This is a genomic window from Aeromonas sp. BIGb0405 (genome assembly GCF_024807335.1).
In the GTDB taxonomy this organism is placed as follows: Bacteria; Pseudomonadota; Gammaproteobacteria; order Enterobacterales; family Aeromonadaceae; genus Aeromonas; species Aeromonas rivuli.
On sequence record NZ_JANUEP010000001.1, the window covers coordinates 206,413 to 231,571 of the forward strand.

The window sequence follows — 25,159 nt, forward strand, 5'->3', positions numbered from 1 at the left end:
TTGACGTATTCTCATGGTAGTTGGCACTCAAACGTGCCCGATAATAACACCCCACACTGGCTCACAAATTGAAGACTCGCACGGATGATGAGATGCCTATTTTACTTGATCTTGCTCTGCCTTGAGACCATTCCCTCGGCTCAGGCCAGCGAAGATACTGCGCCCGGGGCAGACAGCGTTGTCTTGCAACTGCGCTGGCTACATCAACCCCAATTCGTTGGCTATCACATGGCCAAGGCCAAGGGCTTCTACGCAGAACTGGGCCTGGACGTCGAGATCCGCCAGGGGGGCAAGGGGCTGAGCCCGGTGGCAGAGGTGTTGAGCGGGCGGGCCGACTTTGGTGTCGGCAATACCGAGGTGTTGACCCAGTACGCCGAAGGGGAGTCCCTTCTGGCACTGGCGGCCATCTTCCAGCACTCTCCGTCCATTTTCCTCGCCCGGCGCGACAGCAATATTCTCACCCTTGCCGACATGCGTGGCAAACGCATCATGATGTTCCCCGAGCATCAGGACGCCGAGTTGCTGGCCACCCTCTTCTATCAGGGGATCCGCGAAGATGAGCTGATCCCGTTGCAGACCTCGGTCAACATCGATGATCTGGTGGAGCGGCGAGTCGACATCTTCAATGCCTATCTGAGCAACGAGCCCTTCTATCTGGAGGAGCGAGGCATCCCTGTCTCCGTCATCAGTCCACGCAACTACGGCGTGGATTTTTATAGCGACATCCTCTTTACCACCCAGGCGAACCAGGCAGAGCACCCCGAGAGGGTCGAGCGTTTTCGCGCTGCCAGCCTGCGCGGTTGGCAGTACGCCCTGGCCCACCCTCAGGAAGCCATCGCACTGCTGCGTGATCAATATGGGGTGGCTCGCTCCCAGGCACACATGGAGTACGAGCTGCAGGTCAGCAAGGAGATGATCCAGCCGCTCTATGTGGAAATGGGCTACATGAACCCCGCCCGTTTCGAACATATTCTCGACCAGCTGGTGGAGATAGGCCTCCTCAAACACAAGGTGCCCCTGACCGACTTTCTCTACCATGCCCCCTCAGCCCAATGGGTCTTCTGGCGCCCCTGGTTCATGCTGAGTCTGGCCGCCACTGCCTTGATCCTGGGGCTGGCCCTCTATCTGTGGCTATGCAACGATCGATTGAGCAAGGAGGTCGCCCTGCGCAAGCGGCGTGAAGCGGAGATCATGCAGCTCGCCCAGCGCGATCCCCTCACCGGCCTGCCCAATCGCCTCAGCCTGATGAACCGGCTGCACCAACAGATAGCCCAACCCACTCCAGGCTGCCTGCTGTTTTGCGATCTCGATGATTTCAAGCGCATCAATGACAACTTCGGCCACAGTCAGGGGGATGCCATCCTCTGTCAACTCGCCCATAGAATTACCCGCGCCATCGGCAATCACTGCTTCTTTGCCCGGTTGGCGGGGGACGAGTTTATCCTGCTGCTGCCCGGTTACAGCCTCAAGCAGGCTCACGATGTCGCCGAGGTGATCCGCCTCGCCATGGCCGCCCCCTTCGAGATAGACGGCCAAGCCATGCAGGTGGGGATCAGCATAGGCGTCAGTCACTATCAGAGTGGCTGGAGTGCGGAGCAGTGGTTGATCCAGGCAGACAGGGCCATGTACTGCGACAAAGGCGTGGCCCTCACCACCCTGGCAGAACAGTCAGGCTGAGCCCCGACTCCCAGCCAGAACAACACAGCAGGCCCGCATCACTGTGGGCCTGCTGTTTTCAAGATGCAGAGGTGCTGGCCGATCAATGCGAGATCGCGCCTCTCTTTTGCCCTCTCAGCGCAGCAAAAACGCGAGCACGCGATCGATGAGCTTGCCATACGGGGGAGCCAGCAGCCTCAATCCCGAAAAGCGGGCCTGGTAGAACACCGGGCGCAGTTTGGAGAAAGTCTCGAACCCCTCCTTGCCATGGTAATGGCCCATGCCGGACTCACCGACGCCCCCGAAGGGCAGATCATGCTGACCGACATGAAACAGGGCATCATTGACCGAGACGCCCCCGGACATTATCCGCTCAAGTACCCGTTCAATCCGAGGGGCCTGATAGCTGAATGGGTAAACCGCCAAGGGGCGAGACCCGGCGTTAACCCGCTCGATCACCTCGTCGAGTTGCCGATAGCCGATGAGCGGCAAGATGGGGCCGAAGATCTCCCTTTGCATCAACAGGCAATCATCCGGTGCATTGAGCACCAGATGGGGAGCCAGTTTGCGGCTGATGGGATCAAACCAGGGCCCCTCCAACAGAGGGATGAGGATGGCCCCTCGAGCCCGTGCCTCATCCAATGCGTGCAACAGCCGCTCGAAGGCGCCTTGGTCGATGATGCTGGTGTAGTCCGGCGCATCGAGGCGCGGGTAGCGAGCCGCCACGATGCGCCGCGCCAATGACACGAACTCATCGATACTATCCTGCGGCAGATAAGCATGATCGACCGTGGTACATACCTGACCTGCATTGACAAACTTGGCATACAAGATGCGCTCGGCGGCGGTGTGCAGGGGAAAATCATCACAGACAATGGCCGGCGCCTTGCCCCCCAACTCCAGAGTGACAGGGCACAGGTTCTGGGCCGCGGCGGCCATCACCGCGCGCCCCGTCTGGCCAGATCCGGTAAACAGCAGATGATCAAACGGGAGCTGGGAGAAGGCGATGCCCACCTCGCCGCTCTCTTCGAAAAATTGCAGCTTCTGGGGCGGGAAGTAATCCGGCATCCGCGCGATCAGCAACTGGGCGAGATGGCGGGAGTGCTCGCTCATCTTCACCATGGCGCTGTTACCGGCGGCGAATATATAGGTCAACGGCAACAGACTGAGATTGAGTGGGAAGTTCCACGGCACTATCACCCCAACCACCCCAAGGGGCTGCGGGATCACCCGGTTGCGCGCACCGAGAAACACCAGGCGATCGATGCCGCGCCGCTGGGGACGCATCCAGCGGCGCAGATGTTTCAAGGCGTGGCTGATGCCATCGATGACCGGAAAGACCTCCAGCAACATCGTCTCGTGATAGGAGCGATGGCCATAGTCGGCACTGATGGCCTCGGCAATCGCCTCCTTATGGTCACGCACGAAGCGCTGCAGGCTGAGCAGATCGGCGCGGCGCTGTGCATAATCTGGCCCAGGCCGCCCTTGACGGGCGGCGCGCTGCATTGCCAATGCCGATGCCAACTGTGTTGTCATCATATTTGCTCCTCAGCCATCGCTAGCGTTGCTCGATCAGGCAAGGCAGCGCCGTCTCGAAGGCCGAAGTCGACAGATAACGGCCACGGGGGTAGTACTCACCCATGTCCTTGGCTTCATCCCCGGGCTTGCCGACATTCTGCACCGCATGCTGGAACTGGCCGGTGCCGAGCATATGACGCAACTGCAACACAGTCACATCGGCATCACCGGCACCATCACCATCATCGGCCATCGGCAGCCAGGCGACACCGCACTGGGGAGTGGCATTGCGCGGCCTGTCTTCGGCACGGCTGACCACTATGGTGTAATAACCGTCCGGCCCCACTGGAATATTCTCATCCTGAACGCAGTCGTTGACGCGAGTATTGGCAAAGCCTTGATTCGAGCAGAAGGACCAGTAGCGCAGATCCCCCTCCCCCATCTTGCTCTCACCGGCCAGGGTTTTCGGCGTAGTCGGCGCCTTGCCGCGCACCACGAACACCTTGCCCAACTTGCGATTAAGAATGGTGCGGATGTACTGGTTATCGAGGTTGGGGTAGAAGCCACCCTCGCTGCGCCTGGCATCCGCCTTGAGCGGTTCACCGGTATAGATGGCGTAGAGCGCCTCCCGATCCAGTTGCTGGTACCAGGTCGGCGGGTTGGTCGCCGGGGCTGCGGGGCCACGCTTGGCGGCGGCGTTGAGCAGCGCCTGATACTTCTCCATCGGCACCGCCATGGCGGCAGGGTCCAGCTGCAGCGGCTGGCGGGTTCGCAGTGCCGGGCAGGCTTCGGCCCCCTTGAGCACCTTGCCATCGGCCAGGGTCAGTACGGGGGTCGGCAGGCCCACGCCTCCCGTCTCATCCTGCCCCCGATCGGCGGCATAGATGCGATACAGGACAGTTTGCTGACCCGGGCCTTTGCCGTACTTGGGGGCGTGCAGGCTGTCACGACTTTCACCCACCAGGTTCATGCCCGTCTTCTGCTTGGGATCCGGCTTGGCATCGATGACGTTCAGGCTATAAGAACGGGCACTGCCAGTACGATCGGCCCCGGTCAGGAAGGGGTTGATCGCCCCCTCTTTCGGTTTGATCAGGTAGTCGGCCACCGATTCTAGGGGACGCCCTGCTTCGTCATAGCTGATCAACGACATATAGCGTGAGTGGGGGTACTGCCCTTCGAGAGAGAGCTTGGCCCCTTCGGGGATGGTAAACACCGCGGCCCAGTAGAAGGTAGCCGCATCCGGGTAGGCGATGTTGATGTAGGGATCGGCGCTGGCCGGGCCCCGGGCCCAGAAACAGCTACGCGGTCCCGGGATAGGATCTTTACCGGCCGAGATGGCCTTGATGCCCTCCTCGACGGCCTTGGCCTGATCCCAGGCGAAGGCGTTGTTGCACAGACCAGCCAGCAAAGCCAGCGCGGTCAGATGGCGGAGAGTAGGAGTGAGATTCATCGTTTACCTCGTCGATTAAATTAAAATGCGGCTTCTTTTGACAGATCAGAACTGCATGCCAAGGGTGGCCTGGGCGACACTGCGGTCGCGCAAGTTGTTGTAGTCGCCACCCCAGATGGGTAGCCAGGCTATCTCGGCGGTATAGGCCCTGTTCAACACGGCCTTGAGGGAGAGGATGGCGAACTTGCGATCCTCGAGTATGGTGCCGTCTTCACTCCAGCCAGAGAGATCGTGGCCGAAGAACAGAGAGGGAATAAGATTCACGCCGCTGACCACATTCTGATAGACGAGATTGGCCTGCACCCTGTAGCCATAGGCTTGCTTCGAGACATAGCCATCACTCGAGCACTGCACGCTTGAACCGGTGCAGTCGCCGTTGACCGGCCCTTGCCCGAACACATCGGAACGACGAAAACGCACGCTATCCACATCGGGCAGATCGGGCACCAGCCGGTAGATCCCCTGGATCCCGAACTGACCCTTTGCCGCGCCAAGCACTGCGTTGAATGGCATGCTGCTGCCTAGTTGCAGCTGCATCGACTTGTGGCGCTCGTAGCCATGGAAGCTCTCGCCCGGAGCCAGACTGTCGATCTGAGGGCGCAGCGGCGTCGCCCCTCCCTTGCTGGTAAAACCGCTCAGGATATCGACCGCGTTGTACTGAAATGGCTGATTGGGTCGGTAAGCCAGCTCGCCAAACAGGCTGGTATCTTCCAACTTGCTGTCAAATGAGAGGGCATACATGCGGATATCTTCCGGATACTCGGTGAAGTACTGGGGGTTCTTGCCGCCGGGATCCCCCTGGAGCAGCGGCGGACCCGCGGGGCGCTCTGACTTGACCGCACTGTAGTAGCTGGAGCGGGAGTGAAACTGGGCCGCATAGAGACCAAACTCGGTATTGAGTGCATCGACCCTGTGCTTGAGGGCAACGCCGAACTGGCCACTGTTGGAGGGGTCCTGCGTATCGGCCCGGTTGACCACGACGCCATTGTTGATGGCCTGCGGATCCGAGGCGTTGCCTATGGTGATGACATCACAGCCCTGCGCCACGAAGTCAACCTGGGAATAGAAGGTACCGCACTGATTGGGGGAGTTCGGCGTGAATGCGAACTGCCAGAATGCCTCCAGGGCCGTGCTCGGCGTCAGCTCGGCGCGGATAAAGATCGCCGGAATGGGGATCCGTGTCTCTTCGTCCCGCTTGACGCCCGGGCGCAGCTCAGCCGGGAAGTCCACCGGCATCAGATCCCGCAGGCCACCGAAGGCATAATACTGATTGCCCCAGTCGATGCGCTGCCAGCCAAGCTTCCAGCTCACCGGGATCTCGGCTATCAGATTGCGACCGAAGACGTTGGCATCGTTGAACACAGCCCCAGCAAATTTGGATCGGGTGGCGGCGCCCTCGTCCGAGAGCGGCTCCCCCCCCTGATAACCACCAGGAGAGTTGCCCCAGGCCACGGGACCCTTCTCCAGGCCTACGTCATACCAGGCCTTGCCACTGAGTTCGACGCCATAATTATCCCTGGTATAGGTAAGATGGAGCCAGCCCTTGGCCACCTTATAGACGGAATCACCACGGTCGTAGTTAAGGTCACCATCATCCTGATTGCGACCACTGCTCGCCCCGTCATGGATCCCCACTGCCGTGGCATTGGCACCGTATACCAGAGAGGGATCGCGATTGTCGGTACGAATGGAGGTCCCCATGGTCATGGCACCGTTAATCACAACGTTGCCGCCAGCCCCCTCAAACTCAACCCCCTGAGCCGTGCCCGGCAGGGCGAGGAAACTCGCCACGTTCAGTAGCGGGATCACACATAGCATGGTGTTACGCATCTTGTTGCTCCACAAATCCATTTGTGTCTGACCGGACCCGGTTTGCCCGGCTGGTCTGCCTACAATCGCGCCCTAGTGCCTAGGTCGACGAAATTGTTAAATCATTGTGAACAACCTGCACTCTGTGTTTCAATGATCAATACGCCCATAACCATGCACGGTATGCATATCGATGATGTTATCCCGCGAAATTGACTACTTCTTGCTGGTATGCGATTACCGCAACATCGCCAAAGCCGCAGACGAGCTGGGCATGAGCCAGTCGGCACTGACCCGGGCCATTCAGCGGCTCGAGTCACAGCTTGGCACCACCCTCTTCGTGCGCACCTCCCGGGGTGTCGAGCCGACCCCTGTCGGTGAGGTATTGCGCAAACACAGCGAGCATGCCCGGGTAGCCATGCAAGATGCCGAGCACGAAATTACCCAGATGACCGCAGGCTTGCGGGGCCGGATCCGGATAGGGGTCGGTCAGACCCTCGCCCGCCATATCAGCCAGCGCCTGCTGTCGCGATTGATCCATGACAGACCCGGCGCCCGGATCCAGATCCAGGTGGCCTTTAGCGCCGAATTGTTCGAGCTGGTCGAGGCCGGCGCGCTCGATTTTGCCGTGACCGGTCTGCCGGATGTCCTGCCCGCCAATCTGCTGGCCCGCCCTCTGACGCAGATAGAGATGTGCGTCGTCGTGCGCAGCGGCCACCCGCTCACCAAGATAGCGGCGCCCGGTATCAGCGACTTGCTCCCCTACCGGAGCGCCGCACCGCGCCAGGATGTACATGCCCGCCGAGTGGCCGAACAGATCCTGGCGAGCCATGGCTCGGACCTGCACCACGTCATGCTCGAATCCAACTCCTGGGAGACCATACTCGAGACGGTCTCAAGCACGGATCTGTTCACCCTGGCGCCCTGGTATCACGACTTTGAGCAACAGTGGGCAGGCCGATTGCAGCGCATCGATATCCCCGAGCTGACCCGCCAGCAGACCATAGGCCTGGTGCAGCGCCAGGATGCCTATGTCTCATCTCTGGCCGAGCGGGCGATGGCGCTGCTCATGAGTGGCGAATGGTCGCTGCCTCCCGAGCAGTGATGCCCTGGTGTGTGGTCGAAGGATGCGAGGATCCCGGTAGCTGGCACCCGCAGGCTGGTCGGTATGAGGGAGAGGCCGACCTTCGCCAGAGGTGAAACCGACACAGGCAGGTCGGTATGAGTGAGAGGTCGACCTTCGCCAGAGAGTGAAACCGACGCGGGTTGGTCGGTATGAGGGAGTGGCCGACCTTCGCCAGAGAGTGAAACCGACACAGGCAGGTCGGTATGAGTGAGAGGCCGACCTTCGCCAGAGAGTGAAACCGACGCGGGTTGGTCGGTATGAGTGAGAGGCCGACCTTCGCCAGAGAGTGAAACCGACGCGGGTTGGTCGGGGAGTCAACCAGCCCTTGTTCAGATACAATACATAATGGCTCTGGAATAGTGTTGCCAGGCATCTGGGGGTCGACTTGAAATTGCTTCTCGTCATCCCCATTTGTTCTCCATACAATAGGTTGAAGGGACGACTGGTTTCGTCCTCCCCAGTACCAACGAGGAAAACAAGATGGATACCCGTTCTGTCTATACCGGCACCCAGGGTGCCGTGCGTGATACCAACAAGGTGCTGCGCAATACCTACATGCTGCTCTCCCTGACCCTGGGCTTCTCTGCCATCGTCGCCGGGGTAGCCACTGTGATGAACATGCCGCCCCTGCACTGGGCCATCTTCCTGGTTGGCGTCTATGGTCTGATGTTCCTGACCGAAAAGAACCGCGACAATGGCATGGGCCTGGTATTCACCTTCGCCCTGACCGGCCTGCTCGGTTACAGCCTTGGCCCCATCATCAACATGTACATGAACAATGGCGGCGGCGAGATAGTGATGACGGCGCTGGGCGGCACGGCGCTGACCTTCTTCGGTCTGTCTGCCTATGCCCTGACCACCAAGCGGGATCTCTCCTTCATCGGCGGCATGCTGTTCGTCGGTTTCTGGGTGCTGCTGGTGGCCATGGTCGCCAACATCTTCCTGCAGATGAGCGCCCTGAGCCTGGCCCTGTCCGCCATGTTCATGCTGTTCTCATCCGGTGCCATCCTGCTGACCACCCAGCAGATAGTGCGCGGCGGCGAGACCAACTACATCTCTGCGACCGTGACGCTCTATGTGTCCATCTACAACATCTTCCTGAGTTTGCTCAGCCTGCTCGGCGGCAACCGCAACTGATGACCACCAACCCCGCTTCGGCGGGGTTTTTTATTGCATGCTCCCCGGCCAGCCTGATCCAAATCAGGGTCATTTGATGGCGTTCGCGTTACACTGCTGACCTCGTATCGCAAGAGACTCTCTGCCCCCATGCCTGTTGAATACTCCGGCCTGCTGCGCCGCCTGCTCACCGACAGCCATGTCTACTTTGCCCTCAAGGTACTCATCGCCATACTGGGTCTGCTCGCCATCGCCCTCGTCGTGGGCGACATCCAACTCACCGTGCTGCTCTCCCTCGGGGTGGTCGCCGGGGCCATCGCCGAAACCGATGACAGCCTCTGGGGACGGGTCAAGAACCTGACCATGACGCTGGCTTGCTTCTTATTCGCCTCCCTCTGCGTCCAGTATCTGTTTCCGACACCCTGGCTGTTTGCCCTCGGGCTGGCGGGCTCCACCTTCCTGTTCGTCATGGTCGGCGCCCTGGGGCAACGTTACGCCACCATCAGCTTCGGCTCGCTCTTGATCGCCATCTACACCATGCTGGGGGCCGCCAAGGCGCCGGATCTCTTCTACCAACCGCTGGTGCTGACTGCTGGCGCCCTCTGGTACGGGGTGGTGTCGCTCATCTGGCTCTGGCTCTTGCCCTACAAGACACTGCACGAACAGCTTGCCCAGAGTTACTTTGCCCTCTCCCGCTACCTGCGGGAGAAATCCCGCTTCTTCCCCGCCGATGAACATGGCGCCCAGGCCATTCGCCACAACCTGGCCCAGCTCAATATTCAGCTGGTCGGCTCCCTCAATCTCACCAAGACGGCCCTCAATGCCAGGCTGCACAGCCAGCGCCGCCAACCCGCCCCCGAGCTCGCGGGACTGTTGCGCCTCTATCTGCTGGCCCTTGAGATGCACGAGCGTGCCACCTCGAGCCACTACCCCTACAGTCAGCTCGAGGCCGAGCTGAAGCAGGGGCTGGTCATCGATGGCTTCCAGGAGGTGCTGCTGCAACTGGCCGAAGCCTGCCAGCAGCTCGGCTACGCCATCCTGGTGCACAGCCCCTACCGCCATCCCAAACGCATTCGCTGGGCTTTGGAGGCCCTTGGTGATCAGCTCGAGTTCACCCATCTCAAGCAGCACTATCCCAAGAGCCTGCTGACACCTATGAAGTTCCTGCGCCGCAATCTGGCCAGCATCAATCAGCTGCTGACCAGCGCCGAGGAGCTGCAGAACCCGTCGGCGACGCAAGGAAGCCTGCCCCCCCTGGCCAGGCCGCCGCACATCCCCCTGCTGACCCAGTTGCGCCAGCACCTGAGCCTCGACTCCATGGTATTTCGCCATGCCTTGCGGCTGTCGCTCGGACTGGTGGTGGGTTATGGCATCTTGCAGGCCTTCCACCTGGACAAGGGTTACTGGATCTTGCTGACAGTGCTCTTTGTCTGCCAACCCAGCTACAGCGCGACCCGTCGCCGCCTGATGCAGCGCATGCTCGGCACCTTCGCAGGCCTGCTGGTCGGCGTGCCCATTCTCTGGCTGCTGCCAACTCTCCATGGTCAGCTGGTGGTGATGGGGCTGGCCGCCTTCTTGTTCTTCACCCAGGTGCGCAGCAACTACAGCGCCGCCGTCTGCTTCATCACCCTCTATGTGTTGATGGCCTTCAACCTGCTCGATGGCATCGGTTTTGCCATCCTGGGGCCCCGCCTGCTCGACACCCTGCTCGGCTGCCTGCTCTCCTATGCCCTGGTCGCCTGGCTCTGGCCTGACTGGCAGTACAAGCGCCTGCCGCAGCTCATCGCCAACTCGCTGTCGGCCAATGCCCGCTATCTGGAAGCCGTGCTCGCCAGCTTGCACCTGCGCCGCGACGAATCCCTCGACTACCGCATCGCCCGCAAGAATGCCCACCTGGCCGACAGCGAACTGGCCATGGCCTGGCAGAGCATGCTGGTCGAACCCCAGCGCCGGCGCCGCTTCCTGGATCTCTGTTTCACCCTGACCTGGCGCAACCATGCCCTGCTCTCCTACATCTCGGCGCTGGGTGCCCACCGGGATCAACTCGAACCCATCCCAGGGCTCAGCCAGATCAGCCGCCACCTGAGTCATACCCTGGCCCTGGCCGCGGGCCAGCTGGCCGGTGATGACCCCCTGGCGGAGCAAGCCAGCTGTCCCCTGCCCACCCAGGAGAGCACGGAGGAGCAACTGATGCTGAGCCAGCAGTTGAATCTCATCAGCCAGCTGGCCGATGAGCTGCTGGCGCTGGCCAACCAGAGCCGGTTGCTCGCGGCGTCCCAAGACGCTACCATGCCGACCCCATCCTGACTTGCCCCAAGGAGGCACGCATGTCTGATAATCCGGTGCTGACATTCAACGGGCGCACTATCGAGACCGATACCAAGGGCTATCTGCTCAATGTGAATGACTGGAGTGAGGAGCTGGCCGTGGTGCTGGCCGCCCAGGAGAGTATCGAGCTGGGCGAATCCCATTGGGAAGTGGTGCGCTTCGTGCGGGCCTTCTATCTGGAGTTCAATACCTCCCCCGCCATTCGCGCCCTGGTCAAGGCGATGGAGAAGCAGTTCGGCCCCCAGAAGGGCAACAGCCGCTATCTCTACAAGCTGTTCCCCCTGGGACCCGCCAAGCAGGCGACCAAGATAGCGGGTCTGCCCAAGCCGGTGAAATGCATCTAAGACAGCCAATAAAAAGACCGCGCCAAGGCGCGGTCTTTTTATTTGAGCTCTGTGCACAGATGTCGGTGGCTATCCCCTCTCATCAGGGGTTATACGCCACCACTGAGCCGCTCAGGCCGGTCTGCTGGCTCACCTTGGCCTGGATGCTCTGCAGCTTGGCCTTGGAGACATCCGGGCCGATGAAGACCCGGTTGATCTGACCCTGTACCGGAGTACGGGGCACCGTATGGGCCGAGTAACCCGAGGCTCGCAACTTGCTCACCAGCGCATTGACGCTGTCCTTGTTGCGGAAGGCGCCAAGCTGGAGGATCCAGCTGCCCTGAGCCGGTGCCGGCGCGGCCTGAGCCACCAGCTGCTTGCTCTGCAGCAGGTCGTCCATGCTCTTGATCTGTGGCTTGACGGGCTCCGGCTTGACCTGAGGCTTGGGCTTTGGTACGGGCTTGGGTTGCACCTTGACCGGCTCTGGCTGCTTGGCCACCACGGGCTCCGGCTTGACAACCGGCGGGCTGACCACGTGCGGCGCGCCACCTTGCTGGCCCAAGGTCACAGGGGACGAGACCTCCTCGACCTGCCACTGTTCAGCGGCCCTGGCCTGCTGCTTGCTCGCCTCATGGTCGCTGGGCAGGGTACTGGCGGCGGAGACCTGAAGCGCGGGCTTGGCGGGCTCGAGCTCGGGGCGCAGCGGGATAGTCGCGAACGCCTCATCCTTTTGCGCAATTTTCTGGCCATCGAGCATATCCGGCAAGAAGATGACCACCAGAGCCACCAGGATAACCGTGCCCACCAATCTGTTTTGGAACTTAGAAGCCAAACCTTACTCCTACCCTTGTGTTGCTATCCAGCCCGGCGCCCGTGGCGCATTCAGGCCGGTTGTGTCGCCAGAATATCGGCGACAGTGTAAAACGATCCAAAGACAATGACCACATCAGCGGGACTCGAGTCAGCCAGTGCCTGCTGATAGGCCTCGGACACGGCATCATATTGGGTCGCGCTCCCCTTCCCCTGCCCCAGGGCATCCGCCAGCTGGCCTGCGGTCGCGGCGCGCGGCCCGGTGAGGCTCGCCAGATACCAGCAATCAACCAGGCCATCGAGCTCGGCAAGGGACCCCGCCATGTCTTTGTCCTTGAGCATGCCGACCACGGCGCGGCGTACCCCGCGGCACGGGATGGCGCTCAACTGACTGGCCAGATAGGCCGCAGAGTGGGGATTGTGGGCCACATCGACGATGACCAGCGGATCCGTCTGCAAGCGCTGCATCCGGCCCGCAAGACGCGCCTCACTCAAGCCCTGGCGAATGGCCGACTCGGGCAACGTCAGTCCGAGCCGCTCCAGGGCGGCCAGCACTGTCACCGCATTCATCAGCGGCAAGGCGGGAATTGGCAGGCCTTGGTAGCATTGCAGCCCTCGATAATCCCAGCCAGCCGCGGCATCGTCATGGGCTTGACCGCTGAAATCACGGCCTACCTGATAGAGATGAGCGCCCAGGCGCGCCGCTTCGCTGGCAATGGTGGCGGGGGGATTGGGCTCACCGCTAATGGCGGCTCGCCCCTTGCGGTAGACCCCCGCCTTCTCCACCGCCACTGCCTCGCGGGTATCGCCGAGCCAGTCGCAATGATCCAGGGCGATGCTGGTGATCATGGCCACATCGGACTCCACTACATTGGTGGCATCGAGCCGGCCCCCCAAGCCTACCTCCAGCAATACCACATCCGGGGCATGGCGGCGAAACAGCCAGAGCGCGGCCAGGGTGGCAAACTCGAAGAAGGTGAGCGCTATCTCGGCGCGAGCCGCTTCCACCTCGGTGAAGGCGGCGCAGTGCTCCTGCTCGCCCAGCTCCTGGCCATCGAGGCGCACTCGCTCGGTAAAACGCAGCAGATGGGGGGATGAGTAGACCCCGACCCGGTAACCGGCGGCCATCAGGATACTGGCCGCCATGGCACAAGAAGAGCCCTTGCCATTGGTACCGGCGACGGTGAGCACCTTGCCGGGCAAGGTGGTCAGCCCCATGCGCCGTGCAACGATGCCGACCCGTGTCAGACCCATGTCGATGTTGACCGGATGGATCTGCTCCAAATAAGAAAGCCAGTCGACCAGCGACCGGCTTTGAGATTGTTGCATGTTTGAACTCATGTTCAGTCTTCGACGACCTGGGTATTCATCAGCTTGGCGAGCAAGCTGGCCAGACGATCGCGCATCTCGCGGCGGTCGATGATCATGTCGATGGCACCCTTCTCCAGCAGGAACTCGGAGCGCTGGAAGCCTTCTGGCAGCTTCTCGCGCACCGTCTGCTCGATGACACGGGGGCCGGCAAAGCCGATCAGCGCCTTGGGCTCACCCACGTTGATGTCACCCAGCATCGCCAGACTGGCAGAGACGCCACCCATGGTCGGATCGGTCAGCACCGAGATATAGGGCAGACCCGCCTTGGTGAGCCTGTCCAGCGCCGCACTGGTCTTGGCCATCTGCATCAGGGAGAACAGGGCTTCCTGCATCCGCGCCCCACCGGAGGTGGAGAAGCAGACCAGGCCGCGGCCCTCCTTGATGCTCTCCTCGACGGCACGCACGAAGCGGGCACCGACCACGGAGGACATGGACCCCCCGATGAAGGAGAACTCGAACGAACAGGCGACGACGGGTACCCCTTTGAGGGTTCCTTTCATCACCACCAGCGCATCTTTTTCCCCCGTCTCTTTCTGGGCGGTGGACAAACGATCCTTGTAGCGCTTGGAATCCTTGAATTTCAAAATATCCTGCGGCTCCAACTCGGCGCCGATTTCACTGCGACCATCAGCGTCGAGGAAACACTCGAGGCGGGCACGGGCGGTAATGCGCATGTGATGGTTACATTTGGGGCAAACCTCGAGGTTGCGCTCCAGCTCTGCCCGGTAGAGCACCTGTTCACAAGATCCGCACTTGGTCCACACCCCTTCCGGGATGTTATGACGACGGGGGGTAGTGATCTTGCTCTTGGGAAGGATCTTCTCAAGCCAGCTCATGGAATTCCTTAATGCTTTTGTGCCTGACAATACGCATCGAGCCTTGATAGTTCAATGACTTACGGCTCGATGGCAATAAACGACGGATCATTAAACCACAATTTTTCGGGCGCAGTTACTAAAAACTGGTCGTACCCGGTGCCGAGTCCGGCAGCCAGAGCGGGCCGAGCGGCAGCCTGGGCAGCCCCTGTTCGGCGGGATAATCGACGTCGACCAGATAGAGACCACCGGCTTTGGCGGTGGGGCCTGCCATGTCGCGATCCTTGGCGGCCAGCACCTCGGCTATCCACTCCACGGGTTTGAGCCCCTGCCCCACCAGCAGCAAGGAGCCGGTGACGTTGCGTACCATGTGGTGCAAGAAGGCATTGGCACGGATATCCAGCACTATGTAGGGGCCGCTGCGACTGACGCACAGATGGGTCACATTGCGCCAGGGGCTCTTGGATTGGCAACCCGCGGCGCGAAACGAGGTGAAATCCCGCTCGCCGAGCAGGCTCTGGCCCGCCTGATGCATCAGGGCCGCGTCCAGAGTCTCGTGGTAGTGGCTGACGCCGCTGCCGAGGATGGCGGGGCGGAAGTTGTGGTTATAGATGACATAGCGGTAGCGACGGGCGGTGGCGCTGAAGCGGGCATGGAAGCCCTCATCCACCTCCTTCACCCAGCGCACCCCGATGTCGGGGGGCAGGTTGGAGTTCACCCCGAGCGTCCAGGCGCTCTCGCTGCGGATGGCCTGGGTATCGAAGTGGATCACCTGACCGGTGGCATGCACCCCGGCGTCGGTGCGCCCGGCGCACTGTACGCTCACCTCGTGGTTGGCAATGCGGCTAAGGGCCTTCTCCAGCTCCTGCTGGACGCTGATCACTTCCCGTTGACGCTGCCAGCCAAAATACCGGCTGCCGTCATATTCAATACCTAAGGCAATTCGCATGAGTCTGATTATCGCTCTGTGAGAGAAAACGCGGCGAATTATACCCACACCGCCGCCAATATCCCAAAAAGAAGGGCGACCCTGGGGTCGCCCTGCTTGCATCCGGCTATCAGGCCAACCGCTTGAGCAGCTTCTCGGCCTCGCTGCGTTGCTTGTCGTTGCCCTGCTCGGACGCCTCGACCAGCAGCTCGCGGGCGCTCTCCTTGTCATCTATCTCGAGGTAAGCCCGGGCCAGATCCAGCTTGGCACCCACGCCGCCATCATCGGCATCCACGTCGAAGCCGGCAGACTCTGGCAATACCTCGGGGAAGCCATCCAGCCCCACATTCAGGGAGAAGCCCTGGTACGGCTCCTGCTCGCTCTGGTTGGCATTGGCATCGGCCAGCAGGCTGTCTATCTCGACAAAATCATCGGCCGCGGCCTGGGCCCTGGGTTTGAGCTCCTCGCTAGGCTCGACTTGTGCGAAGGCATCCTCGAAATCGGCAAGGGCCAGCTCATTGGGATCCTTGACAGGCTCAGGGCTCATGCCCCACTCAGCCAGCAATTCGTCGGCGGTCTGGGATGCTTGATGGACACTGGGCGCCGGCTCGTCGTCCAGGCTGGTGTCGAGGTCGCTGAAGTCCAGCTCCGGCAGATCATCCTCGTCACGGGCCCCACGGCCAGCGGGGGATTGGGCGGCGAAGCGATCCTCTTCGGCATCAAGCTCGGCATTGAGATCCGCAAACAGGGCGGCCTGCAGCTCCTCCTCGCTCATCAGCGCCTCATCGGCAGCCGGGTTGAACTCGCTGGCGAGATCCATCTCGGGCCGCTCGGGTCGCTCAAACTGCTCGTCGGCGGCGAGATCAAGCTCGGGCACCAGCTCAGGATCCCGCATCTCGGACTCCCGCACCTGCTCCCCTTCGTCGCTAAAGACCAGATCCAGATCCTCAGGCTCATGAGCTGCGGCTTCATTGAGGTAGGGCGCGGCACGGGCGACAGGCTCTTCATCAATGTCGGCGCCGATGAGCTGATCGAACTCGCTCATCTCCTGCCCCATCACCACGGAGGTGGTCTCGGAGAGGTTCTTCTCCTGCTCTTCCAGCTCGCGGCGAGCACGGGCCCGCAGCCAGAGGGTCACCAGCGCCAATACCAGCAGCACGGGCAACAGGATGACCATGGCCAGGTTCAGAGGGGATGCGAGCAAGTCCGTCAGCCAATTCTGGGGCGGGGGGGCAACGGCCACAGGTGGCACGGGATTGGCCCTGAGCTCGGCCACCTCTTTTTGCAAGACAAGCTGATCTTGCAGCTGCGCCTTGAGGGTCTCGACCTCTTCGGTCAGGGACTGCAACCGCAGCTTGAGCCTGTGGTTCATCTCGGTCACTTGACCTAGCTGGGCATTGGCATCTTCCAGCGCCAGGGCCATCTCGGTACCCGGCTTGGCCTGAACGGTTTCAGTGGCGACCGGCAAGGGCGCAGGGGCACCGCTGGCGGCATTGGCCAATACCGGTACCGTTGCCTGTGCGCCGCTGGTGAGGGTGTTGACCTCACCGGCGGCCTTGGCGGCGGTCACCGCCAACACCGGGGCCACAACCGGGGCAGGAATGGGGGCAGCCGATGGGGCGGCGGGCTTGGTGGTCTGCTTGGGGGCTGGCTTGACAGGCTGCCTGGCCTGGGGCTGGGCACTCTGCTTGCTGGCGAGATACTTGGGACTCAAGCCTTTCCAGCTGGCGTTATCGCTGTTGAAACGTTGGCGAGCCTGGGCGTCCGTATGGCGGCGCGCTTCGGCTTCGCTTGGCAGGGTGATGCTGGACCCCACCAAAATATGATTGATGTTGCCATCGGCGAAGCTGCCGGGGTTCTTGTCATAGATGGCAACCATGGTCTGATAGACGCTCACCCGATTGGAGGGGCGATGCTTGCTCGCGAGACTCCAGAGCGTATCGGTGGGACGAACCGGGCCATAGCGGCGGCCGCTCTGAGGGGCTGCTTGTGGCTGGCGCACAGGCTGGGCCTGACGCTGCACCGGCGTCGCGGGCTGAGTCGGCTGGATCACCTGACTGGCAGGTTCATCCGGTCCCTTCAACTCCACGAAGAAGGGATCCCGGCTGGCCTCTTCGGCAGAAGCAGAAGTGGTATTGAGCAGACTTAACGCGAGAAGCGTCGCCAGTGTTATGCGGGATTGTCCCATGTTCGTTCCTTCGTATGACGGCCTATCACATTGAAAAATCTGGATAGTTGCCCCAAAACAGTCGGTTCAATATAAATCAGGCTCGAGTCTCAAGCCAGTCATCCGACGCAAATAGCACCCAATTCGTGCCCGAGTGTAGGGGCAAAGTTAATTAATTGATATTAAGGGGGAATGTCGAGGCCGCTTCCTGCAACTTCGATCACACTCGGCCCCCCTTGGACGAGAGGCCGAGTGTCGACAGGAACTTACAGGTAGTCGCGGATCAGCAATTCGGCAATTTGCACACTGTTGGTTGCCGCGCCCTTACGAACGTTATCGGCCACGATCCACATATTAATACCGCAAGGGTGAGAAATATCCTGACGGATGCGACCAACCATGACGTCATCCTGACCGGTGGCGTCGCCAACCGGGGTCGGATAGCTGGCATCCTCGTCAAACAGGCTGATACCGGGGGCCTCGCGCAGCAGCGCTTTAACCTGCTCGGCATCCAGGGGCTGATGCAGCTCGACGTGCAGCACCTCGGCGTGGCAGTAGAACACGGGCACCCGCACACAGGTGGGGTTCACGGCGATACTGGCATCCCCCAGGATCTTCTGGGTCTCCCACACCATCTTCATCTCTTCACGGGTGTAGCCGTTGTCGGTGAACTCATCGATCTGCGGGATCAGGTTGAAGGCGATCTGCTGAGGGTAGAGGCTGGGCTCTACCGGCAGGCCGTTGAGCAACTTGGCGGTCTGGCCAGCCAGTTCGCTCACCCCCTCCTTGCCCGAACCCGAGACCGACTGATAGGTCGCCACATTGATGCGGGCAATGCCCACCTCGTCATGCAGGGGCTTGAGCGCCATCAGCATCTGTATGGTGGAGCAGTTCGGGTTGGCGATGATGTTGCGATTGCGAAAATCGGCCAGGGCATCCGGGTTCACTTCCGGAATAACCAGAGGCACATCGTCTTCATAACGGAAACAGGAGGTGTTATCGATGACGATACACCCCTGTTCGGCGGCGATAGGCGCCCACTTGGCGGACACCTCGGATCCTGCGGAGAAGAGGGCTAGCTCGACCTTGCTCCAGTCAAACTCTTCCACATCCAGAATATCGAGGTGCTTGCCACCAAAACGCACTGTGTCACCGGCGCTGCGGCTGGAGGCCAGGGGATAGAGGGTGGCGACCGGGAAGTTTCGCTCTGCCAGGATCTCGATCATGGCTTGACCCACGGCGCCACTTGCGCCCAATACCGCTACGTTAAACTGCTGGCTCATCATTCTCTCCTCTCAAATGATCAGGAGGGCTCTGAGCCCTCCTGCGGCAGGACGAGTCCTGCTTATCTATGACTGTAAATCGGTGGTACTTGTCATTCGCGCTGGCAAAAGCCAAACGCCCGGCATGGGGTCAGGGTTGGCAGTCAAATCCCAGTGCCGCCAGGGCTCGGGACGCGGCAAAGGGACCGGTCAGACGCAGGGCCGACAGCTCACGCCGCTCCGGGTAGTCCTTGCGCTGGCCATCGAAGCTGCCCTGAATGCCGAGTCGGTTCCGAAAGCGGGCATCATCGCGGCGCACATCGTAAATCAGATGGACCAACTGCTTGATGAGCCCCTGATCCACCCCTCGTCCAGGGCTGAGTGCACTCACCTCCGGGGTGGGCAGCAACTTGTGCAGATCCCCGCGCGGATTGCGTCCCGTCTGCTGACAGAGAGCCTGATAGAGCATCCAGGTACCGCGCGCCTTGCCCTCCAGGCTGTAACCGGCAATATGGGGCGTGGCAAGCTCGGTATGCGCCACCAGCGCCGCCAGAATATGGGGCTCGTTTTCCCACACATCCATCACCAGCCGCAGCGGGCGTTCGCCGCGCTGGCGGGTGAGCAGGGCCTGATTGTCCCACACCTCACCCCGTGACGCATTGATGAGGATCTGCCCCCCAGGACATGCGGCTATGTGGGCGGCATCGAGCAGATGGTAGGTCGCATCGGGCCCCTCAGAGGTGATGGGCACATGGAAGCTGACGATGTCGGCCGACAGGGCTGTCTGGTAGTCGACAAACTCGTGCTCCTCCTCCGTCTGCGCCCTCGCCCGGGGGGGATCGCAGCGCAGCACCTTCATGCCGAGCGCTTCGGCCTTGCCCGCCACGCACTCCCCCGTGTTGCCCGCCCCTATCACGGCCAGGCTCATGCCCGCCAGGGTCAGCTCATAACGCTCGGCCAGCACCAACAGGGCGGAGAGCACATAATCCCCCACCGACTGCTTGTTGCAACCGGGGGCACTGAAGAAGGGGATATTGCGCGTCGCCAACAAGGCCTTGTCGATATGATCCGTGCCTATGGTCGCGGTGCCAATGAAGCTCAGCCGCGGGCAGTCGGCGAGCAGGCTGGCATCCACCCGGGTCACGGATCGCACCAGCAGCACGTCGGCATCCTGCAGATCAGCCGCGCTGATATGCCGCCCGGGCAAGGGGACCACCTCGCCAAATTCGGCAAACAACTCGCAGGCATGGGGCATATTCTCATCGACGACGATCTTCATTGGGCTCTCTTAATGTTCAAGACTGATGTGCGCAATCGGCCAAGGGCGCGCCATTCTAGCCCATACAGGCCAAGTGGTCAGACACTTATTCGTCTCTCTTCTGCCGCCACAGTCGCTTCCCCCCTAATCCGTACAGGACAACGGGTCAGACACTCAGATTCATGCCTCTGCTGCCGCCACAGCCGCTTCGCCGCCCTGGCCCACACAGGGCAACTGGTCAGGCACTCAGATTCATGCCTCTGCTGCCGCCACAGTCGCTTCGCCGCCCTGACCCACACAGGGCAACTGACTGATGGTGCCCCCTGATTTGTAACACCATGTTGTTGGCCGCCTCTCGCGACTTGACCGCCAAGCCGGGGCTGGCACAATGTCGCCTCTTTTTATCTGCCGCGCCACGGCACCGTTACGAGCCTTGTTATGTCGACGCACTCCTCTTCACTGCCGCGCAGCCAGGCGCTTGCATTCAGTGCCGCCCTGATCCTGCCGCTGGTGCTGCTGGTCTGCCTGCCCTGGCAGCCTTTTAGGGTCAATGCCCTGCAATCGGAGTGGTTGTGGTGGCCCTACGCCCTCACCCGCATGGTGGATATTCCCGGCCTCGCCATCAGTATCCTGGCCCTACTGCTGCTGACCCGCTACAAGCTGGCCCTGAGCCTGCCCGCCCTGCTGGCCTTGAGTGGCGCCCTCTTTGCCGTGCTCGCGGGCGACTGGGTCATCAAGAGCCTGATCAAGCACCTGACCCAGGAGCCGCGCCCCTATCTGCTCTGGTTGGAGAGCCAGCAGCTGATCCCCGCCATCGAGCAGTTCTATGCCAGTCAGGTTGAGGTGCGCAGCGAACAGGTACATGCGGCGAGCCAGCTGCTGGCCCTGCCCCAGTGGCTAGGCAACCACTGGCAGGCGGAGGTGAATTACGCCTTCCCCTCCGGCCACAGCATCGCCGCCATGAGCCTCGCCCAGTTCTTCGGTCTGATCTGGCTGGCCCGCGCGCCCCGCGGAGTCTGGCTGCTGCCGCTATGGGCCCTCGCCATCGGCCTGTCACGCACCCTGATCGGCATGCACTGGCCCCTGGATGTGCTGGCCAGCGCCCTGCTCGGCAGCCTGACCGCCCTGTTTGCCGCCCGCTGGTGGCTACGCCACTACTGATCCCTCTCCAGATGCTGCACCAGGGCGCGGCGCATGCCCTGTCACAGACCTCACCCTGCATGGGTTGACGAGCACTCTGCTCGGCAACCTGACGCGCTGTTTGCCGCACCGTCTGCGAGTGGCTACGCCACCACTGATTGCCCGTCGCCATCGGCGGCCCACACTGCGGCGAATATGAGCACGGGCACCCCTGGGTGCCCGTGCTCATATCAAACCATCCGTCATGGGGGGTCGGCTCACCCCTTGTTCTGCCCCTGCCAGCCTTCGGGGTATTTGTAACCGACGAAACGCTTGGCGGCATACGCCTTGAACGCGGGGGAGTTGTAGGCGGCAGCCACATCCTTGGCGAACGGGGTATCGGCATCGCCGCGCTTGACCACCACCCAGTTGATGAAGTCATAGCTGCGCTCGAGGAAGAGCCCCTCGCTGAACGGGATACCGCTCGACGCCGCATAGTTGCCATTGATCACCGTAAAGTCCACATCTTCCCGCGAGCGTGGCAGTTGCGCCGCCTCCAGCAGCACCAACTTGAGATTGTGGGGGTTGCCGACCACGTCAAACTCGCTCGCCTTGAGGGGATTAATGCCCTCTTTAAGGGTGAGCCAACCCATGTCCTGCAACATCAACAGCGCCCGCGCCTGGTTGCTGGGATCGTTGGGCAGCGCCACTGTGCTCCCCTCTTTCAACGCCGATAGTGTCTTGATCTTGCCGGAATAGAGACCCATGGGGCCGGTCGGCACCTGGGTTATCGGGGTCAGCGACAAGCCCCTGTCCTTGGCAAAGCTCTCCAGATAGGGCCTGTGCTGGAAGCAGTTCACATCGAGGGAGCCATCGGCCAGGGCGAGATTCGGGCTTACATAATCGGTGAACTCCACCAGTTTCACTGTGTAGCCTTTGGCTTCCAGCTGCGGCTTGATGGAGTCGGTCACCATGTCGGCAAAATCCCCGACCGTGGTACCAATCACTATCTCTTGCTTGACGGGAGCCGCCGCATCGGCGGCTGTGGCAGAAAAGGCGCTGCTGGCGGCCAGCAGGGCAAAGGCGGAAAGTGTGAAGAAGGAACGACGCTGCATAAGAAACTCCCTGTCAACATGGTCAAAACGGTGGCCTGGCCGCGGGGAGTGCCCCTGCAGGCAGCCTCACCACAACCATCTAGCCATCCAAATGGCTAATTAAGATCACCATAACAGAGCCTCCGCCCTTCGCCAAGCGACAAAATTGGCTGAGCTTGCGCAAAGATGGCGAGCACCAGTGCCGATGCCGAGGCGCGGTCCGTCACCGCTCCTCGCGCGAAAATCTTTGATAAGCCACACAATAATGATGAGCAGGATCTCGCCATCCCGGCCTCATCCGGCATAGGATGGTCATTTGGTGCCCTTCCGTCTGGGCGACGAGTAGCGCAGTCCGACCGTGCGGGCGCCATGCCCTCCATAGCAAAAAGCCCCGGCGTCATCGACACCAGGGCTTTGGGAATACACCGACGGATTGAACCGACAACGCCTTACTTGACCGCCTTGCTGGCGTTCTCCATCGCCTGCTTCTCGGCGGCGCCGAGGATGGCAGTCTGGCGATTTTGCTCTGCCAGGTAGCAGGTATCCTTGCTGATCCCCTGCGCCTGGCAGTCCGCCATGCGCTGGGCAGGGCTGGAACAACCGGCCATCAGACCAGCGACGGACATAAGCAGAATGATTTTCTTCATGGTGATTCCCATCGTTAAGTTAATCGCGGCGCACTCTTGAACAAGGGCTGGAACTGCTTTAATAACAAGATCTTCCCACTCGTTCGGCCGGATTCGTTGCCAAATTTGGCGACACTGGTCTTAGCACTGTCAGGTGCTTTTTCATGGCCCGACTCTAGCGCCGTCCGCCCGGTGCGTCACTGGCGCTCTGGTAACAATTTGTTTCTCTCTATATAAAAAGGGGTATCGCGCCGAGCCTGCTCGCCGCTCCCCATGCCGTTCGCGGGCCACCTAGCACGCGATCCCTTGCTAAGGAGTCACCATGTTGATCACCTCCACCACAGGCCTGCTGGTCGTCGATATTCAGGGCAAGCTGGCCCGCCTCGTCGAGGGGAGCGAGTCCCTCATCGCCAACACCGCCCGGCTGGTGCAAGGCGCCCGGGCGCTGGGCTTGCCGGTGATCTGGCTGGAGCAGAACCCGGACAAGCTCGGGGCCACGGTGCCCGAGCTGCAGCCGCTGCAAGCCGGGACACAGGTGCTGCCCAAGTTCAGCTTCGGCGCCCTGGGGGAGCCGCAGGTGGCGGCGGCGATCAGCGAAACCGGGGTGACCCACTGGCTGGTGTGCGGCATCGAGGCCCATATCTGCGTCTACCAGACGGTGCAGGGGCTGTTGGACGAGGGCGCCCAGGTATCATTGGTGGTAGATGCGGTGTCGTCGCGCACTGCCGCCAACAAGGCGGTGGCCGTCGATCAATTGGCGGCATTGGGGGCACGGCTCAGCTCGGTGGAGATGTGCCTCTATGAGTTGCTGGGGGATTGCCGCCATCCGGCGTTTCGCCAGATCCTGGCCCTGGTGAGATAAGCGCCATGATGGATAACATGGTGCCTTTTATGTTCGGGGTGGTCGCTTTCCTGATCGCACAGGTAGTGACCATAATCGGCATGGCGCTCACTCGTCGCTATCTGGCTTGGCTCTGGGCGGGCTTCATCATCTTCTACCTCCTCTGGTGGATCCTGCTCGGCTGCCCTCCCTTCCTTCCCCACGAATGGCCCGGCCCTGATGGGACAGCGGGCTGAGGGAAAACTTATTAATCTTCGAGTAAAAAGTTTGATGGCCCCCACAGATCCTGACGATGCTGCTTTTATGCACAGCACCTCTCCATCTATCTTCATTCGGCGCCCATTTGCTGGGCGTCAAATGGCAGCGATGGTGGCGTATGCCTGATCGGTTCCCATCGTGCACGGGATCGGCGCTGGCGTCATGGCCTTCCCTGCCCCCACTCAATGAAACAACACAGGGATCAGCATGAAGACAGTGAAAGGACTCCTCCTGCTCGCCGCCATGGGGCTGGCCGCCGAGGCACTGGCCGCCCGCATTGAAGCAACAGACTATCGCCTCAATTACGAGGGACGCATCGTACGCGACTGGGTCAAACAGGACGTGCGGTTCAACTGGCCGGCGACCCGGCTCACCTTTCGCTTCGAGGGACGGGAGCTCGCCATCGCCATGGACGGCCAGCAGAGCCAGTTCGATCTGCTGATCGATGGCCAATTGCAAGGCGTCATCAACACCGGCCAGGGCATGCACACCTATCCCCTGCTGCAGTGGCCGACGCCTCGCTCGGTCAAGGTCGAGCTGGTCAAACGCACCGAAACCTATGACGCCATGCTGACCCTGGACGCCCTGGTCACCGACGGAGTAGTGAGCGGCCTCTGGCAGCAAAAGCCCCACCTGCTGTTTGTCGGTGACTCCATCAGCGCCGGCATGGGCAGCGAGTCGAACAAGCGCGAATGCAGTTGGGAGGAGAACCTCAACAGCTCCAACGCCCGGCTTGCCTTCCCGGCCAAAACGGCGGCGCTGCTCGGGGCCACCCATAGCCAGGTCTCCTACTCGGGGCTCGGACTCTTGCGCAACTGGGACGGCAACCAGCCCCAGCATGCCCTGCCCCATTATCTGGACAAGGCAGGCGCCGTCTATCAGGGGGGCACGGATTTCGAGAGCCAGCACCCGGCGCTCATCGTCGTCGAACTCGGCACCAATGACTTCAGCTCCGAGCTGCAACCCCACGAACCCTGGCCGGATCAGGAGAGCTTTCAGCAGGCCTGGATCGATGGCTATGTCGAGCTGCTGCGGGATCTGCGCCAGCGCTACGACAGCCCCATCATCCTGATGGGCCAGTATCTCTGGCCCCACGACCGGCTGAACCAGACCCTGACCCGGTTGCAGCAACAGCTTGCCCTGCTGGGGGAGCCTCCCGTGCTCATCGAGCAGATGCGCTCCGAGAACTCAGGCTGCCTCTGGCACCCGACCGCCGCCGAGCATGACGGCATAGCGGCGAGCCTGGCCGGGCTTATCCGCCAGCAAGGGCTCTTGCCTGAGTAG

At 61.4% G+C, this 25,159-nt stretch carries 21 protein-coding genes; 9 read left to right on the forward strand and 12 right to left on the reverse strand.

The genetic code is table 11. The features are described 5' to 3' along the window. The first annotated feature begins 84 nt into the window (after window positions 1-84). Window positions 85-1,677 (forward strand): GGDEF domain-containing protein, encoded by a 1,593-nt coding sequence (locus M2366_RS01055; RefSeq protein ID WP_259268728.1) that lies wholly within the window; start codon window positions 85-87, stop codon window positions 1,675-1,677. A 114-nt stretch (window positions 1,678-1,791) separates the two neighbouring features. Here M2366_RS01055 and M2366_RS01060 read toward each other — a convergent pair whose 3' ends face one another. Genes M2366_RS01060 through M2366_RS01070 form a run of 3 tightly spaced genes read right to left on the reverse strand, consistent with a single transcriptional unit; the run spans window position 1,792 to window position 6,454 of the window. After that, complete coding sequence (locus M2366_RS01060) at window positions 1,792-3,195, reverse strand: coniferyl aldehyde dehydrogenase (RefSeq protein WP_259268729.1); 1,404 nt, start codon at window positions 3,193-3,195, stop codon at window positions 1,792-1,794. A 19-nt stretch (window positions 3,196-3,214) separates the two neighbouring features. Then, the gene (locus M2366_RS01065; RefSeq protein WP_042043793.1) at window positions 3,215-4,624 is read right to left on the reverse strand and encodes a hypothetical protein; all 1,410 of its coding nucleotides are present in this window, start codon (window positions 4,622-4,624) and stop codon (window positions 3,215-3,217) included. 45 nt (window positions 4,625-4,669) lie between these two features. After that, entirely contained in the window at window positions 4,670-6,454 is a 1,785-nt protein-coding gene (locus tag M2366_RS01070; RefSeq protein WP_259268730.1) for a DUF1302 domain-containing protein, read from the reverse strand. 172 nt (window positions 6,455-6,626) lie between these two features. Here M2366_RS01070 and M2366_RS01075 point away from each other — a divergent pair, with 172 nt between their 5' ends. The 4 genes from M2366_RS01075 (at window position 6,627) to M2366_RS01090 (ending at window position 11,347) form a co-directional block, all read left to right on the forward strand. Further along, a complete protein-coding gene (locus M2366_RS01075) occupies window positions 6,627-7,538 on the forward strand; it encodes a LysR family transcriptional regulator (RefSeq protein ID WP_259268731.1) in 912 nt (303 codons plus the stop codon). A 501-nt stretch (window positions 7,539-8,039) separates the two neighbouring features. Further along, window positions 8,040-8,696: a Bax inhibitor-1/YccA family protein gene (locus M2366_RS01080; RefSeq protein ID WP_005904184.1), complete on the forward strand. Its 657-nt coding sequence runs from the start codon at window positions 8,040-8,042 to the stop codon at window positions 8,694-8,696. Between the two features lie 129 nt (window positions 8,697-8,825). Beyond that, window positions 8,826-10,982 carry a YccS family putative transporter gene (gene yccS / locus M2366_RS01085; RefSeq protein WP_042043789.1) on the forward strand — a complete coding sequence of 719 codons (2,157 nt, stop codon included), beginning with the start codon at window positions 8,826-8,828 and terminating at the stop codon, window positions 10,980-10,982. Between the two features lie 20 nt (window positions 10,983-11,002). Next, window positions 11,003-11,347, forward strand: coding sequence for a TusE/DsrC/DsvC family sulfur relay protein (locus tag M2366_RS01090; protein WP_042043788.1), 345 nt, complete (start codon window positions 11,003-11,005; stop codon window positions 11,345-11,347). Between the two features lie 82 nt (window positions 11,348-11,429). Here M2366_RS01090 and dedD read toward each other — a convergent pair whose 3' ends face one another. The 7 genes from dedD to M2366_RS01125 form a co-directional block, all read right to left on the reverse strand. Beyond that, window positions 11,430-12,158, reverse strand: coding sequence for a cell division protein DedD (gene dedD, locus M2366_RS01095; RefSeq protein ID WP_259268732.1), 729 nt, complete (start codon window positions 12,156-12,158; stop codon window positions 11,430-11,432). A gap of 50 nt (window positions 12,159-12,208) precedes the next feature. Then, window positions 12,209-13,477, reverse strand: a complete 1,269-nt coding sequence (folC, locus tag M2366_RS01100; protein ID WP_224432707.1) for a bifunctional tetrahydrofolate synthase/dihydrofolate synthase — start codon at window positions 13,475-13,477, stop codon at window positions 12,209-12,211. 2 nt (window positions 13,478-13,479) lie between these two features. Further along, complete coding sequence (accD, locus tag M2366_RS01105; protein WP_042043785.1) at window positions 13,480-14,343, reverse strand: acetyl-CoA carboxylase, carboxyltransferase subunit beta; 864 nt, start codon at window positions 14,341-14,343, stop codon at window positions 13,480-13,482. A 118-nt stretch (window positions 14,344-14,461) separates the two neighbouring features. Continuing rightward, window positions 14,462-15,271 (reverse strand): tRNA pseudouridine(38-40) synthase TruA, encoded by an 810-nt coding sequence (gene truA / locus M2366_RS01110; protein WP_259268733.1) that lies wholly within the window; start codon window positions 15,269-15,271, stop codon window positions 14,462-14,464. A gap of 109 nt (window positions 15,272-15,380) precedes the next feature. Beyond that, the gene (locus M2366_RS01115; RefSeq protein WP_259268734.1) at window positions 15,381-17,438 is read right to left on the reverse strand and encodes a FimV/HubP family polar landmark protein; all 2,058 of its coding nucleotides are present in this window, start codon (window positions 17,436-17,438) and stop codon (window positions 15,381-15,383) included. 245 nt (window positions 17,439-17,683) lie between these two features. Then, a complete protein-coding gene (locus tag M2366_RS01120; protein ID WP_042043781.1) occupies window positions 17,684-18,700 on the reverse strand; it encodes an aspartate-semialdehyde dehydrogenase in 1,017 nt (338 codons plus the stop codon). Between the two features lie 130 nt (window positions 18,701-18,830). Next, window positions 18,831-19,958, reverse strand: coding sequence for a 4-phosphoerythronate dehydrogenase (locus M2366_RS01125; RefSeq protein ID WP_259268735.1), 1,128 nt, complete (start codon window positions 19,956-19,958; stop codon window positions 18,831-18,833). 417 nt (window positions 19,959-20,375) lie between these two features. Here M2366_RS01125 and M2366_RS01130 point away from each other — a divergent pair, with 417 nt between their 5' ends. Beyond that, window positions 20,376-21,098: a phosphatase PAP2 family protein gene (locus M2366_RS01130; protein ID WP_259268736.1), complete on the forward strand. Its 723-nt coding sequence runs from the start codon at window positions 20,376-20,378 to the stop codon at window positions 21,096-21,098. A 236-nt stretch (window positions 21,099-21,334) separates the two neighbouring features. Here M2366_RS01130 and M2366_RS01135 read toward each other — a convergent pair whose 3' ends face one another. Beyond that, window positions 21,335-22,171, reverse strand: coding sequence for a MetQ/NlpA family ABC transporter substrate-binding protein (locus tag M2366_RS01135; RefSeq protein WP_259268737.1), 837 nt, complete (start codon window positions 22,169-22,171; stop codon window positions 21,335-21,337). A 428-nt stretch (window positions 22,172-22,599) separates the two neighbouring features. Then, window positions 22,600-22,797, reverse strand: coding sequence for a hypothetical protein (locus tag M2366_RS01140; protein WP_042652500.1), 198 nt, complete (start codon window positions 22,795-22,797; stop codon window positions 22,600-22,602). 301 nt (window positions 22,798-23,098) lie between these two features. Here M2366_RS01140 and M2366_RS01145 point away from each other — a divergent pair, with 301 nt between their 5' ends. From M2366_RS01145 to M2366_RS01155, 3 genes are all read left to right on the forward strand, one after another. After that, entirely contained in the window at window positions 23,099-23,638 is a 540-nt protein-coding gene (locus M2366_RS01145; RefSeq protein WP_224432702.1) for an isochorismatase family protein, read from the forward strand. A gap of 5 nt (window positions 23,639-23,643) precedes the next feature. Beyond that, the gene (locus M2366_RS01150) at window positions 23,644-23,853 is read left to right on the forward strand and encodes a hypothetical protein (RefSeq protein ID WP_259268738.1); all 210 of its coding nucleotides are present in this window, start codon (window positions 23,644-23,646) and stop codon (window positions 23,851-23,853) included. A gap of 229 nt (window positions 23,854-24,082) precedes the next feature. Then, complete coding sequence (locus M2366_RS01155) at window positions 24,083-25,159, forward strand: SGNH/GDSL hydrolase family protein (protein ID WP_259268739.1); 1,077 nt, start codon at window positions 24,083-24,085, stop codon at window positions 25,157-25,159.